Annotated in this window: 19 protein-coding genes and 1 riboswitch; of the genes, 9 read left to right on the forward strand and 10 right to left on the reverse strand. The window is 38.6% G+C overall.

Annotation, left to right across the window (positions count from 1 at the left end; all coding sequences use genetic code 11):
* Window positions 1-118: 118 nt before the first annotated feature.
* Window positions 119-586, reverse strand: coding sequence for a thioesterase family protein (locus ESZ26_RS11200; protein ID WP_146796513.1), 468 nt, complete (start codon window positions 584-586; stop codon window positions 119-121).
* A gap of 164 nt (window positions 587-750) precedes the next feature.
* Between ESZ26_RS11200 and recQ the strand changes: the two genes are divergently transcribed.
* A complete protein-coding gene (gene recQ / locus ESZ26_RS11205; protein ID WP_190278359.1) occupies window positions 751-2,562 on the forward strand; it encodes a DNA helicase RecQ in 1,812 nt (603 codons plus the stop codon).
* Between the two features lie 73 nt (window positions 2,563-2,635).
* Here the strand turns inward: recQ and ESZ26_RS11210 are convergent, their stop codons facing one another.
* Window positions 2,636-2,935, reverse strand: coding sequence for a c-type cytochrome (locus ESZ26_RS11210; RefSeq protein WP_146796519.1), 300 nt, complete (start codon window positions 2,933-2,935; stop codon window positions 2,636-2,638).
* 251 nt (window positions 2,936-3,186) lie between these two features.
* The gene (locus ESZ26_RS11215; RefSeq protein WP_146796522.1) at window positions 3,187-4,188 is read right to left on the reverse strand and encodes a GGDEF domain-containing protein; all 1,002 of its coding nucleotides are present in this window, start codon (window positions 4,186-4,188) and stop codon (window positions 3,187-3,189) included.
* 237 nt (window positions 4,189-4,425) lie between these two features.
* Window positions 4,426-4,508, reverse strand: a riboswitch (cyclic di-GMP riboswitch).
* Window positions 4,509-4,682: 174 nt separating this feature from the next.
* Between ESZ26_RS11215 and ESZ26_RS11220 the strand changes: the two genes are divergently transcribed.
* The gene (locus ESZ26_RS11220; RefSeq protein WP_146796525.1) at window positions 4,683-6,515 is read left to right on the forward strand and encodes a tetratricopeptide repeat protein; all 1,833 of its coding nucleotides are present in this window, start codon (window positions 4,683-4,685) and stop codon (window positions 6,513-6,515) included.
* Window positions 6,516-6,724: 209 nt separating this feature from the next.
* On the opposite strand, the gene ESZ26_RS11225 is transcribed toward ESZ26_RS11220, so the two are convergent.
* On the reverse strand, window positions 6,725-6,979 hold the full coding sequence (locus ESZ26_RS11225; RefSeq protein WP_190278360.1) for a hypothetical protein: 255 nt from the start codon (window positions 6,977-6,979) through the stop codon (window positions 6,725-6,727).
* A gap of 152 nt (window positions 6,980-7,131) precedes the next feature.
* Here ESZ26_RS11225 and tesB point away from each other — a divergent pair, with 152 nt between their 5' ends.
* Window positions 7,132-7,989 (forward strand): acyl-CoA thioesterase II, encoded by an 858-nt coding sequence (tesB, locus tag ESZ26_RS11230; RefSeq protein WP_146796527.1) that lies wholly within the window; start codon window positions 7,132-7,134, stop codon window positions 7,987-7,989.
* Between the two features lie 12 nt (window positions 7,990-8,001).
* Here tesB and ESZ26_RS11235 read toward each other — a convergent pair whose 3' ends face one another.
* The gene (locus ESZ26_RS11235) at window positions 8,002-9,237 is read right to left on the reverse strand and encodes a mechanosensitive ion channel family protein (RefSeq protein ID WP_146796530.1); all 1,236 of its coding nucleotides are present in this window, start codon (window positions 9,235-9,237) and stop codon (window positions 8,002-8,004) included.
* 26 nt (window positions 9,238-9,263) lie between these two features.
* Window positions 9,264-10,166 (reverse strand): acyltransferase, encoded by a 903-nt coding sequence (locus ESZ26_RS11240; RefSeq protein ID WP_146796532.1) that lies wholly within the window; start codon window positions 10,164-10,166, stop codon window positions 9,264-9,266.
* Between the two features lie 419 nt (window positions 10,167-10,585).
* On the opposite strand from ESZ26_RS11240, the gene proB reads away from it, so the two are divergent.
* Window positions 10,586-11,683, forward strand: coding sequence for a glutamate 5-kinase (gene proB / locus ESZ26_RS11245; protein ID WP_146796535.1), 1,098 nt, complete (start codon window positions 10,586-10,588; stop codon window positions 11,681-11,683).
* A 30-nt stretch (window positions 11,684-11,713) separates the two neighbouring features.
* Here the strand turns inward: proB and ESZ26_RS11250 are convergent, their stop codons facing one another.
* From ESZ26_RS11250 to ilvC, 3 genes are all read right to left on the reverse strand, one after another.
* On the reverse strand, window positions 11,714-12,109 hold the full coding sequence (locus ESZ26_RS11250) for a Fis family transcriptional regulator (protein WP_146796537.1): 396 nt from the start codon (window positions 12,107-12,109) through the stop codon (window positions 11,714-11,716).
* A 280-nt stretch (window positions 12,110-12,389) separates the two neighbouring features.
* Window positions 12,390-12,707 carry a pyrimidine/purine nucleoside phosphorylase gene (gene ppnP / locus ESZ26_RS11255; RefSeq protein ID WP_146796539.1) on the reverse strand — a complete coding sequence of 106 codons (318 nt, stop codon included), beginning with the start codon at window positions 12,705-12,707 and terminating at the stop codon, window positions 12,390-12,392.
* A gap of 127 nt (window positions 12,708-12,834) precedes the next feature.
* Window positions 12,835-14,319 (reverse strand): ketol-acid reductoisomerase, encoded by a 1,485-nt coding sequence (ilvC, locus tag ESZ26_RS11260; protein ID WP_146796542.1) that lies wholly within the window; start codon window positions 14,317-14,319, stop codon window positions 12,835-12,837.
* Window positions 14,320-14,521: 202 nt separating this feature from the next.
* On the opposite strand from ilvC, the gene ilvY reads away from it, so the two are divergent.
* Entirely contained in the window at window positions 14,522-15,400 is an 879-nt protein-coding gene (gene ilvY / locus ESZ26_RS11265; RefSeq protein ID WP_146796545.1) for an HTH-type transcriptional activator IlvY, read from the forward strand.
* 389 nt (window positions 15,401-15,789) lie between these two features.
* On the opposite strand, the gene ESZ26_RS11270 is transcribed toward ilvY, so the two are convergent.
* Complete coding sequence (locus ESZ26_RS11270) at window positions 15,790-17,313, reverse strand: YifB family Mg chelatase-like AAA ATPase (RefSeq protein ID WP_146796547.1); 1,524 nt, start codon at window positions 17,311-17,313, stop codon at window positions 15,790-15,792.
* 502 nt (window positions 17,314-17,815) lie between these two features.
* Here ESZ26_RS11270 and ilvG point away from each other — a divergent pair.
* The 4 genes from ilvG (at window position 17,816) to ilvD (ending at window position 22,864) form a co-directional block, all read left to right on the forward strand.
* Window positions 17,816-19,480, forward strand: coding sequence for an acetolactate synthase 2 catalytic subunit (gene ilvG, locus ESZ26_RS11275; protein WP_146796549.1), 1,665 nt, complete (start codon window positions 17,816-17,818; stop codon window positions 19,478-19,480).
* A gap of 1 nt (window position 19,481) precedes the next feature.
* Entirely contained in the window at window positions 19,482-19,727 is a 246-nt protein-coding gene (gene ilvM, locus ESZ26_RS11280; protein ID WP_146796552.1) for an acetolactate synthase 2 small subunit, read from the forward strand.
* 115 nt (window positions 19,728-19,842) lie between these two features.
* Entirely contained in the window at window positions 19,843-20,769 is a 927-nt protein-coding gene (locus ESZ26_RS11285; protein ID WP_146796554.1) for a branched-chain amino acid transaminase, read from the forward strand.
* A 232-nt stretch (window positions 20,770-21,001) separates the two neighbouring features.
* Window positions 21,002-22,864 (forward strand): dihydroxy-acid dehydratase, encoded by a 1,863-nt coding sequence (ilvD, locus tag ESZ26_RS11290; protein ID WP_146796556.1) that lies wholly within the window; start codon window positions 21,002-21,004, stop codon window positions 22,862-22,864.
* Window positions 22,865-22,877 lie beyond the last annotated feature (13 nt).

Genomic DNA, 22,877 nt, shown 5'->3' on the forward strand with positions numbered 1-22,877 from the left:
AGGCAACTATTATTCATTTCCAATAAATAATAGTTTAACGTTTTTAAACGGACACTGAGTCTTGAAATGGCCCAGCCATAGAATTAAAGCCGACACTTTAAAAACTGATCGGCTTAAATTAACCGACTAAATAAGTACCGGTGCCAAAAGCAATGTGGTCACCTTTTTCGTTATGCAATTCCATACGAGCGACCGCGACTTTATTGCCGCTGCGAATAATATGGGCAGTGGCGATAAACTCTTCTCCGCGACCGGGTCGTAAATAATCGGTACGAAGATCTATCGTTCCTAAGCAGCTTAAACTTTGCTGAATCGTTGTTGGCGTTTTGTGTTCAAGTTGTTGAATCATATTTGCTGCGACGACGACACCACCGGCAAAATCAAGGGCTGATGCGGTAACACCACCATGGAGAGTTTTTTGTAATGGGTTGCCCATTAATTTATCTTGCCATAAAAAACGCACTTCAGAAGTATTACAATCGAACTTACTCACGGTGAGACCTAGTAATTTATTAAAGGGAAGGTTGTTTGACCAAAAATGAGTAAGTTGCTCAATCATTTGTTTTTCATCTAAATTATTTGTCATAATACTTCCAATTCAGCCGGTAGATTTTTCTAACTGGTCTAATGTCTTCATTGTAGCTTAGCACTTATCTTTCTAGGCATTCAAGAAATACTAAAATAGTGCTCTCGACTTTTTTGTGGCTGAGGTAAAATAACAGTAATTGTCGTTTAATAAAGTTTATTCCGTTGCTAAAAGCTCCCCCTACAGTCTCACAAGCTCAGCTTGAAGATGCGTTAAAACATCATTTTGGTTATCAAACGTTTCGAAGTGGACAATTAGAAATTATTCAGCAATTATTTCAGGGTCGAGACAGTTTAGTGCTTATGCCAACAGGTGGCGGAAAATCAATGTGTTATCAACTACCTGCGGTATTATTACCCGGAATAACCATAGTTGTTTCACCCTTAATTGCGTTAATGAAAGATCAAGTCGATGGTTTAACTCGACAAGGTATTTCAGCGGCTTTTGTTAATTCGAGTTTAGATCAAGAAACAATTAATGATATTTTTGAGCGTTTATCCCGTGGTGAGCTTAAGTTGTTATACATAGCTCCAGAGCGCTTAAAAAATTATTATTTTATGCAACGCTTGGCGAATATACAGATAAGTTTATTTGCTATTGACGAAGCGCATTGTATTTCACAATGGGGACATGATTTTCGACCTGCCTACACACAACTTCATACAATCAAACAGCGGTTTCCATCGGTACCCGTTATGGCGTTAACAGCAACAGCCGACGTTACAACCCGTAGAGATATTCTTCTTCAACTCGCATTGAATGATCCTTATATTCATCTTGATAGCTTTGACCGACCAAATATTCGTTTTACCCTCGCCGACAAATATAAGGGCGATCACCAGGTATTACGCTACATTAAAAAGCGTGGTGATGATTGTGGTATTGTTTACTGTAGTAGCCGCTGGCAAGTTGAGAAATTATCAAAAATGTTAGCAAGTGCGGGTATCAATTGTTCTGCCTATCATGCAGGCATGGAAACAGAAATGCGCAATATTGTCCAAGATGGTTTTGCCAAAGATAATATTCAAGTGGTGATTGCCACCGTAGCTTTTGGATTGGGTATCAATAAATCAAACATTCGCTTTGTGATCCATTTTGAACCTCCGAGAACATTAGAGTCATATTATCAAGAGATTGGCCGTGCCGGGCGAGACGGTTTAGCGGCAGAAGCGTTATTTTTGTATGATGAAAAAGATGTTGAACGCATTACCAAGTATATAGCTGATGGCGATAATGAAGAAAGAGTAAATGTTGAACAACAGCGTTTTCAAGCGTTAAAAGGCTTTATTGAAGCTCAAACCTGCCGTCGACAAGTTGTGCTTAATTACTTTGCGGAATTTACCACTAAAAAATGTGGTAACTGTGATATTTGTTTAGATCCACCCACTCAATTTGACGCCACTGAAGCTGCACAAAAAGTATTATCTTGTGTGTTTCGTATTCAGCAACAAGGTGATATTGAGCATGTTGTGCAAGTGCTCAGAGGGGAATTAACCGAAAAAGTTAGGCAACTGCAGCATGAAAAAGTGTCAACTTTCGCTATTGGTAAAAGTAAAACGCCGGGTTATTGGTTTGCTATTATTAGGCAATTGATTCATTTGGGTTTTTTACAGCAAGACATTTCTCAACAATCTGCGTTATGTTTAACACAAGCATCACGTTCGGTGTTGAAAGGTGAAGAACCCTTAATGTTAGCCTCGCCAAGGTTGCAAAAAGCGAGTTACTGGCAACAAGATAAAACGGATAAACGCTATGACCGTGTCTTATTTGTTAAATTAAGAAGTTTGCGCAAAACAATTGCAGATGCGGAGGATATTGCGCCTTTTATTGTTTTTAATGATGCAACGTTATCAGAGCTTGCCCGTGTAAAACCAAAGACATCACAGCAAATGCTAAATATTAATGGAATTGGTGATACTAAACTTGCGCGTTATGGGCATGAATTTTTACAAATTATCCAACAGCATAGTGCTTAAAATAAAAAACGCTCAATTGAGCGTTTTTTAATATTAATTTTTGATGAACGAGGTTCAACAAAAATTATTGAGGTTATTTTAAACTAGCGTAATAAGCCGCAATATTTGCGATATCTTCATCACTTAAACCCATAGCCATAGGTGCCATAACAGGATCTTTACGTTTGCCAGCTTTAAAGTCTTTTAACTGTTTAGCAATGTAAGCTTCTTTTTGGCCAGCAAGGTTTGGGTACATAGGTACAGCAGAGATACCAGCAGCTCCATGACAAGCAGCACACATACCAGTTTTTGCTTTACCAGCAGCAGCATCACCAGCAAAAACAGGAGACGCCATCATTAAAGTAGCAGCAACAGCTAAAGTAATTTTTTTCATAAATTATTTCTCTCTTAGTCGTTAGGAATTTTACACTGCATTCAGTATATGAGAAAAGAAGGAGGCTGTCGTCGACTTTTTTTAGCTAAACCGTAGCAATGTAACCTTCTTTGATTTGTCACCAGAAATATAAGGATTATCACGGGTTATATTGACTCAAAGAGGGGAATACCTGACTGATGTTATTTACTGAAGTATGAATATCATGCGTTTGAGAACTTTAACCTAGTAAAAGGTATTATGTTGAATTATTAAGAACTTAATGTATTATTTTTTTGGTGTAAATCGGGTATTAACTGGCGAGATTTTTTTAAAATACTGTTGGCATTTTCAGCAACATCAAAGGTATCTACGCCAATAGATAATGTCATTTGAGGTAATCTAACACCAGACTTACTACTAACAAAGCGCAACTTTTCAACGCCCTGCGTTATTTTATCAGCAATCTCTTGGGCACTTACTTTGTTTACATCCGGTAAAAGAATTAAAAACTCATCGCCACCAGAACGAATCGGCAAACCGCTACCATCAACATAGCTACTTACTTTACTCGCTATTTTTGATAAGAGAACATCACTAATTAAATGACCAAACTGTAGATTAACTTCAGAAATTTGGTCAACACTGACGACAATCGCAGCAACTTGTCTGCTTGGATCTTCTGTTAGCCATAAATCTAAATGCTTAGACATCGCCTTACAATTATAAAGACCAGTGAGTGGGTCCATGTAAATTTCTTTACGCACTTCTTTTAATTCAACTTTTAATGCTCGTGTTTTTTTACGGGTAAATAAAATATGTTCAGCAAATTTTTGTTGATGTAGTTTAAATGCTTTAGATGCATGGCAAATACTATTTACCGCAGCGACTATTTTTTCTTTATCAGTCGATTGTAGATCAGAAATATTGCTGTCTAGCGTGGTAATAAGCTTATTTATACTCAAAGATGATTTTTGGCTATTTTTTTCGACATGGGTGACAACATCATCAAGGTCGTCAATAAGTTCATCTCTGAATTTACTTTGGCCTAAAATGAATTGACGGTAGTTTTCTTCAATAAAAAAATTATCGAGCTTTTTACCTGTGGCAAGTTTGTTTTCAATAGCGGTATTGAGGGGAATATTTTTTTTATTAATATATTCGTAGCTTACAGAATAATTAATTGGGCTGACAGGTAAAAACCACCGCTGTAATTGTTTTACAGCCATGTTCATTTTTAGTTCAGCTTGTTCTATGGAATCATGATATTTCATTGTTCCATCTCAATTTGCACACCCAATTAAAATCTTAATAGACCATTTTCTAGTAAAAACAAGTAAAGTACCACATATATTTTTTATCTATAAAAAACAGTTAATTAATTACGTAGTATTCGAGTTCAAGGTTATTAAAAATATATAAAGAAGAAAATATTAAAAAGAAGAGAAGGACCGCAAAGTATACCGAAAGCAAACTGTTCAAAATAAAGACAAGCCCCCACTATATCTAAATTTGGCAGCTCCGCTATCTTAGGTTTCCCCTTAGACCGGTAACTTTGCGTCTCTAGCTTTCACTAGATTTGCCCTTTTCGAGTTTTAGAAACTCTAATTTCATTATAAGCGTTGAACTATGCTTGTAAACCTTTATTATGAATAATTTGTTGTACTATAATTTGTTGTACTATAATTTAAGGCTATAAATAATAGATCAATTTATAGGCTATGGCTGATCACTCTACAGATCATTAGATAAAGGATTTTAGTTAATAATGCCATGTAAACTCTTGTTGATCCTTTTTTTATTTATCGCTCCTTCATTCTGTTTCGCCAATGATGCTTTAAACGTTGAGCAAAACATTAAAGATGTTGAACGCTATTTTTTACAAGACGCTGAAAATCTTCCTTATGAAGATGTTATTGCCTTATCAAAAAAAATTTTGGAATATCAAGAAAATTATACCGTTCAAACCCGTGGCAAAACCTTCATTATCCTTGCTGATGTTGCCAATAATAAGGGTGAAGATAGCGAAGCTTTTCAATTTGCTCAAGATGGACTTTCTTTACAAGGACTTGAGCAGGCAATAAAGTTTAATTTATTACTTAAAGTTGCGGATGGTTATTACTTACAGGAGAAGTACGAACAAACTGAAAATATGGCAACCAATGTCATTTTAATGGCAGACTCCCCCCAAGTGTTAAAATATCGTTTAATTGCTTTAAGTTATCGGGCCGTTACCTATGCTTTGCAAAATAAAAACGATTTAGCGATGAACGACCTTAAACAAGTAGAGATACTTATATCGGTGAACCCTCAGTATGAGGATCATCTTTGTCTTTTAGAAATATTATCAACGGCACATTATTACTTAAGCGATTACCAAACGTCGCTAACCATGCAAAATAAGTTACTGACGTTAAAATTTGATTTAAATAAATTAGCTAATATTGATCAAACTTATTTACATTTAGGCCGTGCTTATTTTCAGTTAAATTTATTTGATGACGCTTACAATGCTTTTTGGGAAGCACAAAAATACAGTAAAAATAAAAATGCTCCAATTAGTGTTGCCTATGCCGAATTAGGATTAGCAGAGGTGTTATTAAAACAGGGAGAGTTTCGTAATTCACATAATTGGCTGTTATCAGCCAGTGCGAAATTTAATGAAAAGACTCTAAGTAAGCCTTATTTAACCTCGTTAATTTTATTAGCCGAGACCGCAAGTCTATTAAACAACAAAGCTTTATATCAACATTATCTCCAGCTAGCTGAATTAATAGCTAAAAATATAAAATTATCAAAAAAACAAGCTAAATTGCTGCTCTTATTGAGCGATATGTATCAGCAAAATGGCGATTATAAAAATGCCTTGATGGTACATAAAAATTATCTCAAACTCCTCCAACAATTTCAGAAAAAGGTTGAACCATCATTAATTACAAATCCCAGTCATATGTTAAGTGCCAATGACAAGAGTCGAAATTTAATATTGAACTTGGCTGAGCAGAGTAAACTACAGGCTCAATTTAATGCTAAATATATAGCACAAGAACAAATAATATACTTACTGGTTGTTATTGTTATTTTATTATTAATTACCTTAGTATTTTTTGGATTAAGGCAAAGAACATTGCGCTTAAACCAGGTCTACGATGAAGTGGAACAGCCATTATCTTATTTAGTAACGCCCTCTCAAACTAAAAAAAATTATCAACTAAACTATAAAATGGCGAGAAAATATGACTACCCCTTAGCGATTGGCTATTTATCAGTGGTTAATTGGCAGGAACTCTCCTTTCATTTTAATGATAAAATAATGCTTGAGGTTTCGAAAACATTAGCGACCTTACTTAATGGCTCAAAAGGTGAGTTTGATGAAGCGGGCACTATTAACGATGGTGAATATTTACTGATAGGTCCTCACCAAACAGAAAGTGAAATAGCGATTAAACTAAATAGTTTAGCTAACGCAATTAAGCTCAGGTTCTTTGCTAATTTAGGGGATTATTCAGTTAAAATTGGCTACGCTTATGGTTCACCAACAGCACAAGATATTGACCCTTATATCTTTTTGTCGCGTTTAAGTGAAGCCACTAAAGCTTAAGAAAAAATTATTTTTTATCTTAATAGGTATACATGATTGTTGCGTTGAGGATTTATTTTTGAGCGGATGGCGTATGTTATAGAGCAAGAGTTTGGCGGAGTATATTTCTCCAATAGCCGCTTTATTACTGACTAAAACTAAAAAAGATGCCTAGTAATAGTCACCTTTTTTAATGGAGCTTTGAAAATAGGGTGGCAATCAGCCTATTATTAAGGGCGAATAATAATACTAGGTGTTGAGTCTACTTCACCCTCACCATTAATGGTTGCTGTTTTACCATTGCATTGCAATATGGCTAAGCTACCACTATTACTGTTTCTAATAAAAGATAAGTCGTAACCAAACTGAGTCATGCTGCTGGCGGCAAACTTTTGTGCAAGAGAAAGCCTATCCCATAGAGATTGTTCCTCATGAGAATATTGCCTTCTTTCTAATAACACTTCTCTTTCTAATAATGCTTCCATTAAAATCTCTTCGTGTTTTTGATCATTAATGCTATCTGTTAACAGATACTACCCTGCACCGTATGAATTTTCAACAATTTTAAAATGTCGTTAAAGATATAAATTATAACTATGCTATAGTCAAAATTTTATATCAGTGAGTGCTAAATATTATGAGTCAAGTGTTGGATGATTTATCTTCATTATTGGAATTAGAGGTAATCGAACAAGGAATCTATCGGGGTCAAAGTCAAGATTTAGGCTTTCGGGCACTGTTTGGTGGCCAAGTAATGGGGCAAGCCGTTTCTGCCGCACAAGAAACCGTTGATTCAGCACGTAATGTTCACTCTCTTCATTCTTATTTTTTACGTCCAGGTGATGCGAGTAAGCCCGTTGTCTATGAAGTAGAAAATATCCGCGATGGTAAAAGTTTTAGCACTCGTCGTGTTAAAGCTATTCAAAATGGTAAAGATATTTTCTATATGACCGCTTCTTTTCAACAGCATGAGAAAGGCATCGAGCATCAAGATATTATGCCCGATGTTCCGGCACCAGAAGACTTAGCGTCCTATACTGATTTTATTTTCGATCACCAAGATAAAATACCTGAAGAAATTAGAGGTAAATTTTTAGCAGAAAAGCCTATCGAGATGCGTCCTGTTAAACCTTATAATTGGCTGCAACCTGAAAAAACCGCAGCTAAATCTCAAATGTGGATAAAAGCAAACGGTACTTTGTCTGATGACTTACGTATTCACACCTACATGTTGGCCTATACTTCTGATTTCCTTTTTTTACCAACAGCGTTATTTCCACACGGCTTGAGTCATTGGCAGCCAAATTTACAAATTGCCACTATTGATCATGCCATGTGGTTTCATCGCCCATTCCGTTTTGATGATTGGCTGCTTTATGTAATGGACAGTCCGTCTGCTAGTGGCGGTCGAGGTTTAGTCAAAGGGCAAATATTTAATCGTCAAGGACAGCTTGTTGCCTCGACGATGCAAGAAGGTGTGGTTCGCCAACGTTAGGGTTAACAGACTTTACTTTTTTTGCCAGTCATAACCGGTAGGATGTTGAAATACGCGTAAGCTGAATATCGGTGCCATGGCAAATAAATGATCAAAAATGTCGGCTTGAATAGCTTCATAATTTTTCCAGTTCTGATCATTACTGAAACAATAAATTTCCAGCGGTAAGCCTGATTCGGTTGCCGCTAACTGTCTGACCATACATGTCATTTCATGGTGTATTTTGTCATGTGTAGATAAGTAAGCGGTAATATAAGCGCGAAATGTGCCGACATTGGTTAATTGTCGGCTATTAACATTATTACCAGATAAATTAGCTGTCTTTAAACTTATCGCTATATCATCAGACTTTTGCTGCAAATAATCTTTTAATAAACTGATTTCTTTAAGCTTTTCAATCTGTTCATTTTGATAAAACAAAATACTATTGATATCTATAATAATGCTACGCTTAATTCGTCTTCCGCCTGAATTGAGCATGCCTCGCCAATTCTTAAACGAGCCGTTTATTAAGGCGTACGTAGGAACGGTCGTCACGGTATTATCAAAGTTTTTTACTTTAACGGTATTTAAACCAATATCGATGACATCGCCATCCGCCCCATAATTAGGAATTTCAATCCAGTCACCAGGTGCGACCATTTTGTTCGCTGAGATTTGAATACTCGCGACTAAGCCTTTAATGGTGTCTTGAAACACTAATAATAAAACAGCAGTTAATGCGCCTAAGCCACTGAGTAAATAAATAGGTGATTTATCTAATACAAATGAAACGGCTAAAATAGTGGCAACTAAATAAATAATCAGTTTTATGACTTGGATAGTTGAGCTTAATGGCAAGTAACGTTCACGAGCGGTATTTTGATATAGACTTCTAATGACGTTCAAAACAGCACTGATAGACCGGGCAATTTGAAAGCTTAGCGCTATTTTTACAAAAACCACTAAAACGGTGCCGAGCAATGCTTGTTCAGGAAGTAAAATAGGCGTTAAAAATAGTAGTACTAATAATGGAATTAAAAAGGCAAAGCGAGAAAAAACATTGTGCTCTAGTAAAGCATCATCCCAAGTGTTCTTTGTTTTACTGACAATTTTATTTACAAAAGCTAATACCTGATACTTTGCTAGGTAATAGCCCAATGCAGAGATGATGAAAATAAGCATGCAACCAACAAATATCGTGGTCATCGCTAAATAAGCTTGAGCGATACCTTGGTTAGTTAACCATGTACTAATGAGTTCACTCATTTAAATTTCCTTTTTACATTTCAATGTTATTTTGCACGGGGTTCATTATTGAACTCGATAAGTTTTTGGTCTTTATCAAGCCATAATTGATTAACCCATTTTTGAAATTTAATTTTAAAATGTCGATCGCGAACATAGTCGCCAACAAGTTCATCACCAATGTTAGAAACTTCTACATCGACATTAACCTGTTTAATCTGACCCGCCAAAAAGTCACTAAAAGTTGGAATACCTTCGGGGTAATGAATGGTAATGTTGACTATTTTATGTAAGTTGCCACCCATGGCTTCTAACACAAAACCTATACCACCCGCTTTGGGTTTAAGGAGATGTTTAAAAGTAGAATTTTGCTTATCGTGTTTTACATCGGTAAAACGCGTTCCTTCAATAAAATTCATTATACTGACAGGTTTATGTTTGAACTTAGCACAAGCTTTACGCGTAGTTTCAACGTCTTTACCTTTTAAATGAGGGTTCTTTTTAATGAAAGATTGGCTATAACGCTTCATAAATGGGAAGTCGAGTGCCCACCAAGCCAAGCCTAAAAAGGGCACAAAAATAAGTTCTTTCTTTAAAAAAAACTTCAAAAAAGGAATTTTGCCATGCATTACTCGCTGCAATATAACAATATCAACCCAGCTTTGGTGATTACAGACCACTAAATACCATTCTTTCATGGTTAGTTGATCTAAGCCGGTCACCTTGATTTCTGTTTTATTAAAGAGCTTTTGAATGAAAGTATTAACGCCGACCCAATTGCTTGCCATTTGGTCTAATAAATAGCTGAATATTTTTTTAGTAAAGGCTAAGGGAATAATAGCCTTACAAAATGAAAACAAAATAATGGGTATTAACCAAAAAAGCGTATTGGCGGTATAAATCGTTAGCGAAAGAATGTGAATAAGCAGACGAGGTAAAAAGTTCAACATGGAATACTTGCTCAATGAAACGAAAATAAATAGATGTCCGATCATAAGCTGATTTGAAGTTATTTTCAGCAAAAACAGTGAAATAAATTAATCACGATTAACAACTGTTTGAAAACGATTATTCATCAAGTTGTTGAAATGAGTGAAAGTTAACGGGAATTTACCCAACAATCCCTAGAGAATGGCATTTTAGGCGTCTATCATTGATATTTTAAAATGAGTTAAAAAGCACCATCTTGTTATTTCAAGGTAGGTAACTCGCTATATTTTCAACTTTAACAAAGATAAACACCGAATTAATTAGATATAACCAGGCAACAGCCTGAAAAGAACAAACTCTTCTATATTATGGTAAAAAGTTGATTGCAAACCACCCGCATATCGAGGCATGCTAGGGCTTGGAACATAGAGGAATAACAATGAATTTTAATCGTGCGGTTATTAAAGTAGGCAGTGCTTTAGTTGCACCAGACAATAACGGTTGTAGCGGTAAGTATATTCTCGCTATTGCCCGTTTTATTACCGAATGCCAACAAGCAGGTAAAGAAATTATTATCGTTTCATCAGGCAGTGTTGCTGCCGGACGGCAATTGATTAAGCACGGTTCGCCCATTCCCTCTATTCCCACTAAACAAGCGATGGCATCTGTTGGACAAATGAAAATGATGGCCAACTGGCAGCGATTTTTTGATGTTCCCTGTAGCCAGTTGCTTATTACCCACGGTGATTTAAAAGATCGGCAGCGTTACATCAATATTAAAAACACCCTACGTATCTTATTGGAAAATGGTGTTATCCCTATTGTTAATGAAAATGACACGGTCGCGACCGATGAATTAAAGGTCGGTGACAACGATAATTTAGCCGCTTTAGTGGCTTTAGTAAGCGAGGCTGATTGCTTATTTATTCTAAGTGATATCGATGGGCTTTATGATCAAGATCCTCGTGAAAATCCTAAGGCAAATTTACTTCCTGAAATTCATGAAATTACCGCTGAAATTTATGCCATGGCAGGGACAACAAATAATGTTATTGCCACTGGTGGCATGAGAACAAAAATTCAAGCGGCTGACAAAGCGGTTGAAAATGGCATAGAGACTTATATTTTAAATGGTAGCCGTAGTGAAGTTTTTCAACAGATTTTAAAAGGTGAAAACCCTGGTACACATTTTAGTGCTAAGCAAGCGGCTACCAAAGCACGCAAACACTGGTTAAAACATACTTTAAAAAGCAGTGGCAAAGTCTATCTTGATAAGGGGGCGGTGCATGCTGTGATTCATCAAGGTGCTTCGCTATTACCCTCAGGTGTTAGTCAAGTAGACGGTGACTTTGTCGCTGGAGAGTCTGTTGATATTATTGACGCGCATTCTAAAAAAGCGATTGCTAAAGGTATTTGCCAATACAGTCAACGAGATTTGTTGCGTATTATGGGCTGTAATAGTGATGACATCATCACTTTATTAGGCTGTTGCCCCAGTAAAGTGATTATTCATCGTGATGATATGGTGGTTTTATAAGGCTAGGTAACGGGGTGACTACCTGAGGCTCTAGCGACCAAACTGTTTACTTTGTGTCGGCTTTTGCTTAGTAACCCTGAGCTTTAGCCGTTCAGGCCATTGGCCGTTATGGTCACGTAAACAAGACTCTTCACTATCTAAATGTACATTATGACGAACGTTTTTTAAGACAATACCCACTTTGAGCAACTGCTTTTGAATAACGTCACGCAAGTGGTCATCAACTTTTTGTTCTTTGGCTGCAAGCACTTCTGCATCGATATCAAAAACACAAGTCACCACTAAACTCGCTGGAAAATTAGTGTAATTAGCGCGGTGGGTTAACCAACAAAAGCCATCAACTTCACTAGTGAAGTCTTCGCAGGCTAATTTAAGTGCTTTACAAACATTATTATCGATTTTTTGCGTGGTTTTATTGAGTTTCATTATTTAGATTCAGCAATGATTAATGAGGACAATTTTTTCATTAAATGAGTAATATTGATAGTAAATCATTAATATTTTTAGTGGTGAGGTGTTAAAGAGTTTTTCAGCGGTTCTTGGCAAAAGCAAGTTCAACTATAGTGATAATAGAGTTGAATGGCCATGCCCGTTTTAAGGCATCGGTAGCTTCAAGGTATAAGTGCTTCTTGGTCTGTTATTTCTAAGGTAGTTATAATTACCTCCACTATCCATGGAGGTACTAGTTAAGCGCGCCAATATGGCTTTATGCTGCGATATAAGAACAACAATAATCAGCTAAGCTTTTTACTTTGATATCAAATTTAGCATCGCCGTCGACATAAAAGTGTCCACCTGCAGAAATGCTTTGCCATTGTGTCTCATTAGGTAATAATATTTCAACCTCACCCGCGATAATTTCCATCAATTCTTTTTCTGCAGTAGCAAAAGTATACTCACCGGGCATCATAATACCTAAGGTTACTACCGAACCATCTGCTAGCGTTACTTTTCTACTGGTTACCTTGCCGTCGAAATAAACATTAGCGGCCTTGGTCAGTGTCACATTCTTGAATTCTGTCATGATAATCTTCCTCTTTATATAAAGTAAAGCGTTGCAGTTTAGCACTTGTTGGCCAGAAAATAATATCAACAGAGTATCTGGCCTAAGTGTTTACCTTCAGTGTACTACAAGGCTATTCTTATTTTACTTATTGATTTGACTCTACAATGCGTTTCATATCTGTCATGTAACCACGCAATTTTTTACCTACGCTTTCAACACCATGGCTGCGAATTGCTTCGTTAACTTCAATCAAACGTACGTTATCAACACCATTTGAACTTTCTTTTATGCCTTCACCCAATTCTTCAAGTGACAATTTGCTAGCGAAATCACTAAGTAAAGGTTGTGCAGCATGAGTAAATAGGTAGTTACCGTATTCAGCGGTATCTGAAATAACCACGTTCATTTCGTATAATTTGTTACGGGCAATACAGTTAGCAATTAATGGTGTTTCGTGTAATGACTCGTAATAGGCTGACTCTTCAATAATACCGGCAGCAACCATAGCTTCAAATGCTAGTTCAACACCCGCTTTTACCATAGCAACCACAAAGATGCCTTTGTCGTAGTATTCTTGTTCGGTAATTTCAATGTCGCAATCAGCTGCTTTTTCAAAAGAAGACTCAGCTGTTTCTTCACGCCATTTTAATAAATTCACATCATCATTCGCCCAATCTTCCATCATAGTAGCAGAGAAGCGACCTTCGATAATGTCGTCCATATGCTTTTCAAACAACGGACGTAAGATGACTTTTAAGGCTTCAGACATATCAAACGCTTTAACTTTTGCAGGGTTTGATAAACGGTCCATCATATTAGTGATGCCGCCATGCTTTAAGCCTTCGGTCGTTGTTTCAATGCCGTATTGTAATAATTTACGTGCATACGCAGCATCCATACCTTGCGCAACTAGCTGCTTATGGCCAAGTACCGCTGCAGTTTGCAACATGCCACATAAAATAGTTTGCTCGCCCATTAAGTCAGACTTCACTTCAGCAATAAATGATGATTCAAGTACGCCAGCACGATCGCCACCGGTAGCTGATGCGTAAGCCTTAGCTATTGCTAAGCCATTACCCTGTGGATCATTCTCAGGGTGAACAGCAATTAAAGTAGGAACACCAAAACCACGTTTGTATTCTTCTCGTACTTCAGTACCCGGACATTTAGGTGCAACCATGACTACTGTAATATCTTCACGAATTTTCATACCTTCTTCAACGATATTAAAACCGTGTGAGTAGGCTAAAGTTGAACCCTGTTTCATATGAGGCATAACGGCAGTCACTGCAGAAGTATGTTGCTTGTCTGGTGTTAAATTAAGCACTAAGTCAGCTTGTGGAATTAATTCTGCGTATGTACCTACGGTAAAACCGTTTTCTGTCGCCCATTGCCAAGATTGACGTTTTGATGAAATGGCAGCTTCGCGTAATGCGTAAGAGATATTTAAACCCGAATCACGCATGTTCAAACCTTGATTTAGCCCTTGGGCGCCACAACCAACAATGACAATATTCCAGTCTTTAATAAAATTACAGCCATCGCTGAACTCTTCACGCTGCATAAAACGACATTTGCCTAACTGGCCTAATTTTTCGCGTAAACTTAAAGTGTTAAAATAATTGCTCATTGGGTTGTCCTCTTGGTCTCAAATCTGCTCAGGGCTATGCTGGCGATTTGATAAATTAAATGGCTTTATCGGTCTTTCCGACGATGGAGACATCATAGCGCAAGATTAATGTTGCTTAAAATGATATATTCGCAAGGTGGCGTTGCATAAAATGCAACGATTAGTGAGAAAACAAGTCACCAATGAATGATAAGAGTAAATAATGGATCTTAAATCGTTAAAAATGTTTGTGCATTTAACCCACAGCCTCCACTTTGGGAAAACCGCTGAAGCCCACCATGTCAGTACTTCTACCTTAAGTCGAATTATTCAAAGGCTGGAAGATCAGTTAGGCTGTTTGCTATTACATCGTGATAATCGCTCTGTCGTGTTAACTGAGGCAGGCGTGTTATTTTACAAATATGCTGAGCAACAACTTGAACAATGGCAATTATTGCAATTGTCGCTCGACCAGAAGCAGGCTGAGTTGCAGGGTAAACTTCATATTTATTGTTCGGTAACTGCCGCCTATAGTCATTTACCGCCGTTATTGGAACGCTTTCGCCAGCAACACCCGCTAGTTGAGATTGTATTAACGACTGGTGATGCTGCTGATGCCTTTGACCAAGTGCAGCAAAAATTGGTAGATTTCGCCTTTGGTGTAAAACCTGAAAGCTTATCAAGAATGTTCTATTTTCAGCATATTGCCAATGTGCCGTTAGCCGTAATTGCGCCAACGATGGCTTGTCGGGTTCAGCAACAATTACAAGATGAAACGATTACTTGGTCTGAAGTACCGATTATTTTAGCTGAGCATGGTGCGGCACGTAAGCGTTTTGAGTTTTGGTATCGTAAAAAGCAACAAGGTAAGCCCAACATTTATGCGACCGTTTCGGGACATGAAGCGCTTGTTAGTATGGTTGCTTTAGGTTGTGGCGTTGGCATGGCGCCAAAAGTTGTTGTTGAAAATAGCCCAGTAAAAGACCGGGTGCAATATTTACAAAATGTTGGCGACATTGAACCATTCGACCTCGGGATTTGTTGCTTAAATCAAAGTCGAGAACAAACCTTAGTCAAAGCCTTTTTTGAGGCGATTAAATAGCCTCAGCAATCCATTTATGCCAGATATATGCAATATTACTGCTCCAATATAATGACTGTAATCTTATTGATTGTGCTGTCCGGCTAAAGAGAAACAGCATCGGTTAGGTGTCTCAGTTATTGCTCCATTGCTGGGTAATTATTAGCACTATGCTTGAATACTACTGCTTGAATACTACTGCTTTGATACTACTGCTCCAATATAATGGTTTAAATCTTATTGATTGTGCTGTCCGGCTAAAGAGAAACAGCATCGGTTAGGTGTCTCAGTTATTGCTCCATTGCTGGGTAATTATTAGCACTATGCTTGAATACTACTGCTTGAATACTACTGCTTGAATACTACTGCTCCAATATAATGGTTTAAATCTTATTGATTGTGCTGTCCGGCTAAAGAGAAACAGCATCGGTTAGGTGTCTCAGTAAACGGTCCATTGCTCGGTAAGACAAGGCTTCAATGATATGTTCATGCAGAATATCTTCAATACCATTCATGTCTGCCAAGGTACGGGCTATTTTCAATATCTTATGGTGGGCTCGGGTCGACAAACCAAGTTTTTCAACCGCTAGCTCTAAAAACTCATGTTCATCATTGCTGAGTTTGCAAAACACCCGTGTTTCAGCACTTCCTAAGTGAGCATTAGCTTTACCCTGTCGCGCTAATTGCACTTCTCTACAGATTGCGACCCTTTGCTGTATTTGCACGGAACTTTCATTGTGATGATCATTCTTGGCCCACATACCTTTTGGTAAACGGGTCACCTCAATTTGAATATCAATACGGTCAAGAAAAGGTCCCGATAGGCGATTCAAATAACGTAAAATCTGCTCGGGTGTACTGCGGTTGTCATTGTAAAATCCAGTTGGGCTAGGATTCATCGCAGCCACTAATTGAAACTTTGCCGGAAAGGTTTGCTTGTACATCGCTCTAGAAATGGTGACTTCGGCTGATTCCATAGGTTCACGTAAAACATCGAGCACTTTACGAGCAAATTCCGGTAATTCATCTAGGAACAACACGCCATTGTGCGCTAACGAAATCTCCCCCGCTTGCGGCTGGCTACCGCCGCCAACCAGGGCTGCAGAAGAAGCAGTATGATGGGGAGCACGAAACGGACGAGTTAACCAAGATTTATGATTGATTTTTTGATGGCTAATGGAAGCAATAGCCGCAGCCTCTAACGCCTCACTTTCGCTCATCGGTGGTAATATGCCGGGTAAGCGGCTCGCTAGCATGGTTTTTCCTGTGCCGGGTGGACCAATAAAAAGTAGATTGTGTGCGCCACAAGCGGCAATTTCTAGCGCTCTTTTTGCCAGAGGTTGACCAATAACATCAGCAATGTCTTTACTGGTAGGCACTTGATAATGTTCTACTGCTTGTGCTGATACTAAGGGTAGCGAGCGTTGCTTTAAAAAGTGTGGGTATAATTGACTTAAATGTTCTATTGATAAAATATTGGCTTGTTTAACCCAACTGGCTTGTTCAGCATTTTGCTTAGGAATCACTAAGGTTCTTTTAGCGTTAGCGCAAGCAATCGCCATCGGAATTTCACCAATGATTTCACGCAATTCACCTGAAAGTGCGAGTTCGCCGGCAAACTCATATTGGCTTAAATCTGTATTCGGCAGCTGCTCACTCGCCACCAAAATACCGAGCGCTATTGGTAAGTCGAAGCGACCGCCCTCTTTAGGTAAATCAGCGGGGGCTAAATTTATGGTAATACGCTTCGCTGGGAATTGATAACCACAATTGATGATAGCGCTGCGCACCCGATCTTTTGATTCACGTACCGAGGTTTCTGGTAAACCGACAATATTAAATACTGGCAGTCCATTGGCTAAATGCACTTCGACTGTGACAAGGGGAGATTCAAGCCCAACCCGGGCTCTGCTATAAATACAAGCTAGGCTCATAAAAATCCATTTAATTAGCAATCCTGTAAGTTACAGTTTAGGCAGGATTTATCTAAAGTGCTAACACAGCATATAACTAAATTATTTATTTCAATTAAAAAACGCTAGTAAAAAAACTTGCACTTAATATTAGAGCTATGGTACTAATTTAAATAGGCAGTGCAATAGCCAACAAATTTAAAAGTTTTTCATTGTGTTTTTATAAAGAATCAAGGTAATTGAATAAACATGCAAAAATTTAGTTCAGTGATTATTAACATTCTCGTCGTGGTGATTATTAAATCATCGCGGGGTTGTTTGTTGAGCTAAGAAAAACTAAAGCAAAAAACAAACCCTCGCTCCGAAAGGAACGGGGGTTTTTTTATAGATAAAGATGAAAGTAATGATGGCTTGTTTTTAAATCAATATTTTATATCAATTAATCATACCAACTCAGCGCAAAGGAGAAAGCTCAAACTAACGGTTATGCAAAATGTATTCAGTTGGGTGGGTTAAAAAAAAGATGACAAGTGAAAAGAAACAAACAGGCGGTTCATTACTTTTTGACGTACTTCAACAGCACGGTGTTGAGCATGTTTTTGGTTATCCTGGTGGCGCTATTATGCCAATTTATGATGCACTTACCGATAGCGACATCCAACATTTTTTGTGTCGTCATGAGCAAGGTGCGGCATTTTCAGCGGTTGGTTATGCAAGAGCTGCCGGTAAAGTAGGGGTTTGTTTTGCGACTTCTGGTCCGGGGGCAACTAATTTAATTACTGGCCTCGCTGACGCTCTTGCCGATTCAATACCTATTGTTGCCATAACCGGGCAAGTTGCCACCTCGGTGATGGGCTCAGATGCTTTTCAGGAAATTGATATTTTTGGTTTATCACTCGCCTGTACTAAGCATTCTTTTCAGGTAACCGATATTAATGATCTGGAAAAAGTTTTACATCAAGCTTTTGCTATAGCACTTGAAGGGAGACAAGGTCCTGTTCTTGTCGATATCCCAAAAGACATTCAAATTGCGCATGTGGTTAGTCAAGGCAGTGTGGTTTCAACCTTGAAAAATAAAGTTAATTTACCGCCTGCTAATGTTGGTTCTGCTATCGCTATGCTTTGTCATGCAAAACAGCCCATTTTATATGTGGGTGGCGGTGTTGGTATGGCAAATGCGGTCGATGAATTACGCGACTTTATTGATATTACCCATATACCGAGTGTTTCAACACTAAAAGGTTTAGGTGCAATTTCGCCCGATAATGAAAACTATCTTGGCATGTTAGGTATGCACGGCACCAAAGCGGCAAACTTGGCGGTACAAGAAAGTGATTTATTAGTCGTTGTTGGTGCTCGTTTTGATGACCGGGTTACCGGGAAGTTAACTGAATTTGCGCCCAATGCGAAAGTTATTCATTTTGATATTGATACCGCTGAAATTAATAAACGCCGAGCCGCTGATTCAGCGATTTTAGGTGATTTAAAAACTAATCTTCCCGCCTTAGCGATCCCTTTAGAAATCAAAGGTTGGCAACAAAAATGTCAGCAAATGAAAGCTGACTTTGCTTGGGATTATAATCATCCAGGCAGCACTATTTTTGCACCAGCGGTATTAAAAGAGTTGAGTGATAAAATGCCGTTAAACAGTTGTGTTACCACTGATGTTGGTCAACATCAAATGTGGGCGGCACAGCATATGTCATTTGATCATCCCAGTAACTTTCTAACCAGTGCTGGTATGGGCACCATGGGCTTTGGTTTACCGGCAGCGATTGGCGCGCAAGTGAGCCGTCCAACAGATTGCATTATTACTGTTTCAGGGGATGGTTCTATTATGATGAATGTTCAAGAGCTATCAACCATTAAGCGTTTTCAGTTACCGGTAAAAATTGTTCTCATTGATAATGCCAAGCTAGGTATGGTTCGCCAATGGCAAGATTTATTCTTTGAAGGACGCTTGAGCGAAACGGATCTTTCTGATAACCCCGATTTTGTCATGCTTGCTAATGCGTTTGATATAAAAGCCAAACAAATAAGCTCTAAAGCAGAGGTTTCGGGGGCGATTGAAGAGATGTTAGCACATAACGGTCCTTACCTTTTACAAGTGAAAATAGATGCAGCAGACAATGTTTGGCCACTAGTTCCACCCAATACAGCCAATGATAAAATGATGGAGAGTACTTAAGATGAATCATTATCAATTACTTATAAAGGCTGATGATAAGCAAGTGGTGCTAGAACGTATTTTACAAGTTGCCCGCTACCGAGGCTTTCTCATTGAAGGCATTAAGGCGCGAGTTAATACCGGTACAAATATTGGCACAATAGAATTGATGGTGCGAAGTGAGCGACCTATTTCTCTTTTGGTTGATCAAATTAATAAACTGATTGATATCAAAGACGTCAAGGTAGACAAAAATACCACGCAGTAATATTGCTCATAACCAGTTATAATAATTACGTAACAAGCACTCATAAAAATTCAGAGTTGGTTGGGTCATTAAACTACAGCTAACTCGTTAAAAATATTATAAATTAGGAAGAAAAATGGCTAAAGTAAATGCAGAACTAATTTGGTTTAATGGTGAACTCATGCCGTGGAAAAATGCCACTGTGCACGTAATGAGTCACGCTTTGCATTATGGTTCTTCAGTATTTGAAGGTATCCGTGCTTATGATACTCATAAAGGTACGTGTATTTTTCGTTTAGAAGAACACATCAAACGTTTATTTGATTCAGCAAAAATTTATCGAATGAATATCCCTTTTACCCAAGAAGAAATTGTACAAGCCTGTAAAGATGCTGTTGCTGAAAATGGTTTAGCTTCTGCGTACTTACGTCCGTTGGCTTTTCTGGGTGATATCGGTATGGGCTTACGCCCACCAATTGATGCAAAAGCTGATGTAATGATTGCCGCATTTAGCTGGGAAGCATACTTAGGTGCTGATGCTATTGAGAATGGGGTAGAAGTTGGAGTGTCAAGTTGGAATCGATTAGCACCTAACACTATGCCAACAGCAGCAAAAGCTGGAGGGAATTACCTTTCATCACAATTAATTTCAGCCGAAGCTGCTCGTCATGGTTATGCAGAAGGTGTTGCACTTGATATCAATAACATGGTTAGTGAAGGAGCCGGTCAAAACTTATTCTTGATCCGCAAAGGTATTCTTTATACGCCTCCAGGAACCGCTTCTATTTTACAAGGGTTAACGCGTGACACCGTATTCTTCCTTGCAGAACAACTCGGTTATGAAGTACGTGAAGAGCCTATTTCTCGTGAGTCATTATACTTAGTTGACGAGTTCTTTATGTGTGGCACGGCAACGGAAGTTGTACCGGTAAAATCAGTGGATGGAATGCTGGTCGGTAATGGTTCTCGTGGACCAATTACTAAAGCGATTCAAGAAGCCTTTTTTGGTATTTTTAACGGAACAACCACTGTCCCAGACAATTGGTTAGATCCGGTTAAATAGCGGTAATAATTCAACTCGTTGTTATTTTTACTTTATCGGCAATACTTACTTATAGCGATAAGTTAAGTATTCCTTCTTTGTTAAAGTGGCAAATCTTGGCGAGTTGCGTCATCACCGTAAACTATAAATAAAACCGATAAGGTTTTATTTTAAAAGCTTATTGATTCAGTGGCTTTCAAAATAAAATTTTTCACCAATATTAATCAATACTATCAATTGGAATGTAAATATCATGCCTAAATTAAGATCTGCAACTTCTACTCAAGGCCGCAATATGGCTGGTGCTCGTGCATTATGGCGCGCAACAGGAATGACGGATAATGATTTTGGCAAACCAATTATTGCGGTTGTTAACTCCTTTACTCAGTTTGTACCCGGTCATGTACATTTAAAAGATATGGGGCAGCTTGTTGCTGGCGCTATCGAAAAAGCTGGCGGTGTCGCTAAAGAATTCAATACCATTGCGGTTGACGATGGTATTGCCATGGGTCACAGCGGTATGCTTTACAGCCTACCTTCGCGTGATTTAATTGCCGACTCGGTTGAATATATGGTTAATGCGCATTGTGCTGATGCTATGGTCTGTATTTCAAACTGTGACAAAATTACGCCGGGCATGTTAATGGCGGCTATGCGCTTAAATATCCCGGTAATTTTTGTTTCGGGTGGCCCAATGGAAGCCGGTAAAACCAAGCTTTCAAACCAAATTATCAAGCTTGACCTCGTTGATGCAATGATCCAAGGCGCTGATCCAAAAGTGTCTGACGCGCAAAGCGACCAAGTTGAACGCTCAGCGTGTCCTACTTGTGGTTCATGTTCGGGCATGTTCACCGCTAACTCAATGAACTGTTTAGCAGAAGCGTTAGGTTTAGCACAACCGGGTAATGGTTCCATGCTCGCCACCCATGCCGACCGTGAGCAGTTATTCTTAAACGCCGGTAAAGAAATTGTTAAATTAACTAAGCGCTACTATCAAGAAAATGACGAGTCGGCATTGCCACGTAATATCGCTAACAAAGCGGCGTTCGAAAATGCCACGTGTTTAGATATCGCTATGGGTGGTTCAACAAATACCGTGTTGCATTTAATCGCCGCTGCGCAAGAAGCGGATATCGATTTCACCATGAAAGACATGGACCGGTTATCTAGAATTGTGCCGCAGTTATGTAAAGTTGCCCCTTCTACGCCTAAATACCATATGGAAGATGTGCATCGCGCCGGTGGTGTTATTGCAATCTTAGGCGAATTAGCTCGTGCTAACTTATTAACCATGGACATCAAAAACGTGCTTGGTTTAACACTTGATGAAATGCTAGAAAAATATGATATAACGTTAACTAAAGACCCAAGCGTCATCGACTTTTTCCGTGCCGGCCCCGCTGGCATTCGCACCACTAAAGCCTTTAGCCAAGATTGTCGTTGGGATACGGTTGATGACGATCGTGAAAACGGCTGTATACGTTCACTTGAACACGCGTATTCATTGGAGGGTGGCTTAGCGGTATTAGCCGGTAATATTGCCCCTGACGGTTGTGTTGTTAAAACGGCTGGTGTAGCCGATGATAATCTAGTCTTTACTGGTCCGGCTCATGTTTTTGAAAGCCAAGATGATGCAGTTTCAGGTATTTTAGCGGGCAAGGTTGTTGCTGGCGAAGTAGTTGTTATTCGTTACGAAGGCCCTAAAGGGGGGCCAGGTATGCAAGAAATGCTTTACCCAACTACTTACTTAAAATCTATGGGGTTAGGTAAAGAATGTGCCTTGTTAACCGATGGCCGTTTCTCTGGTGGCACTTCTGGTTTATCTATTGGTCATGTTTCTCCTGAAGCCGGCAGTGGCGGTACGATTGCCTTAGTCGAGCAAGGTGACATTATTCATATTGATATTCCTAATCGTGATATTACCTTAAACGTCAGCGAAGCAGTATTAACTGAACGTCGCGCTAACATGGAAGCAAAAGGCAAAGATGCTTGGAAACCACTTGATCGTGTACGCCCGATTAGCTATGCCTTGAAAAATTACGCGATGTTGGCGACAAGTGCAGATAAAGGTGCAGTACGTAACCGTGATTTACTTGACGGTTTAGTTGGGGCGTAATGTGAATTTCTTG

Source organism: Colwellia hornerae, assembly GCF_007954355.1.
GTDB lineage: Bacteria > Pseudomonadota > Gammaproteobacteria > Enterobacterales > Alteromonadaceae > Colwellia_A > Colwellia_A hornerae.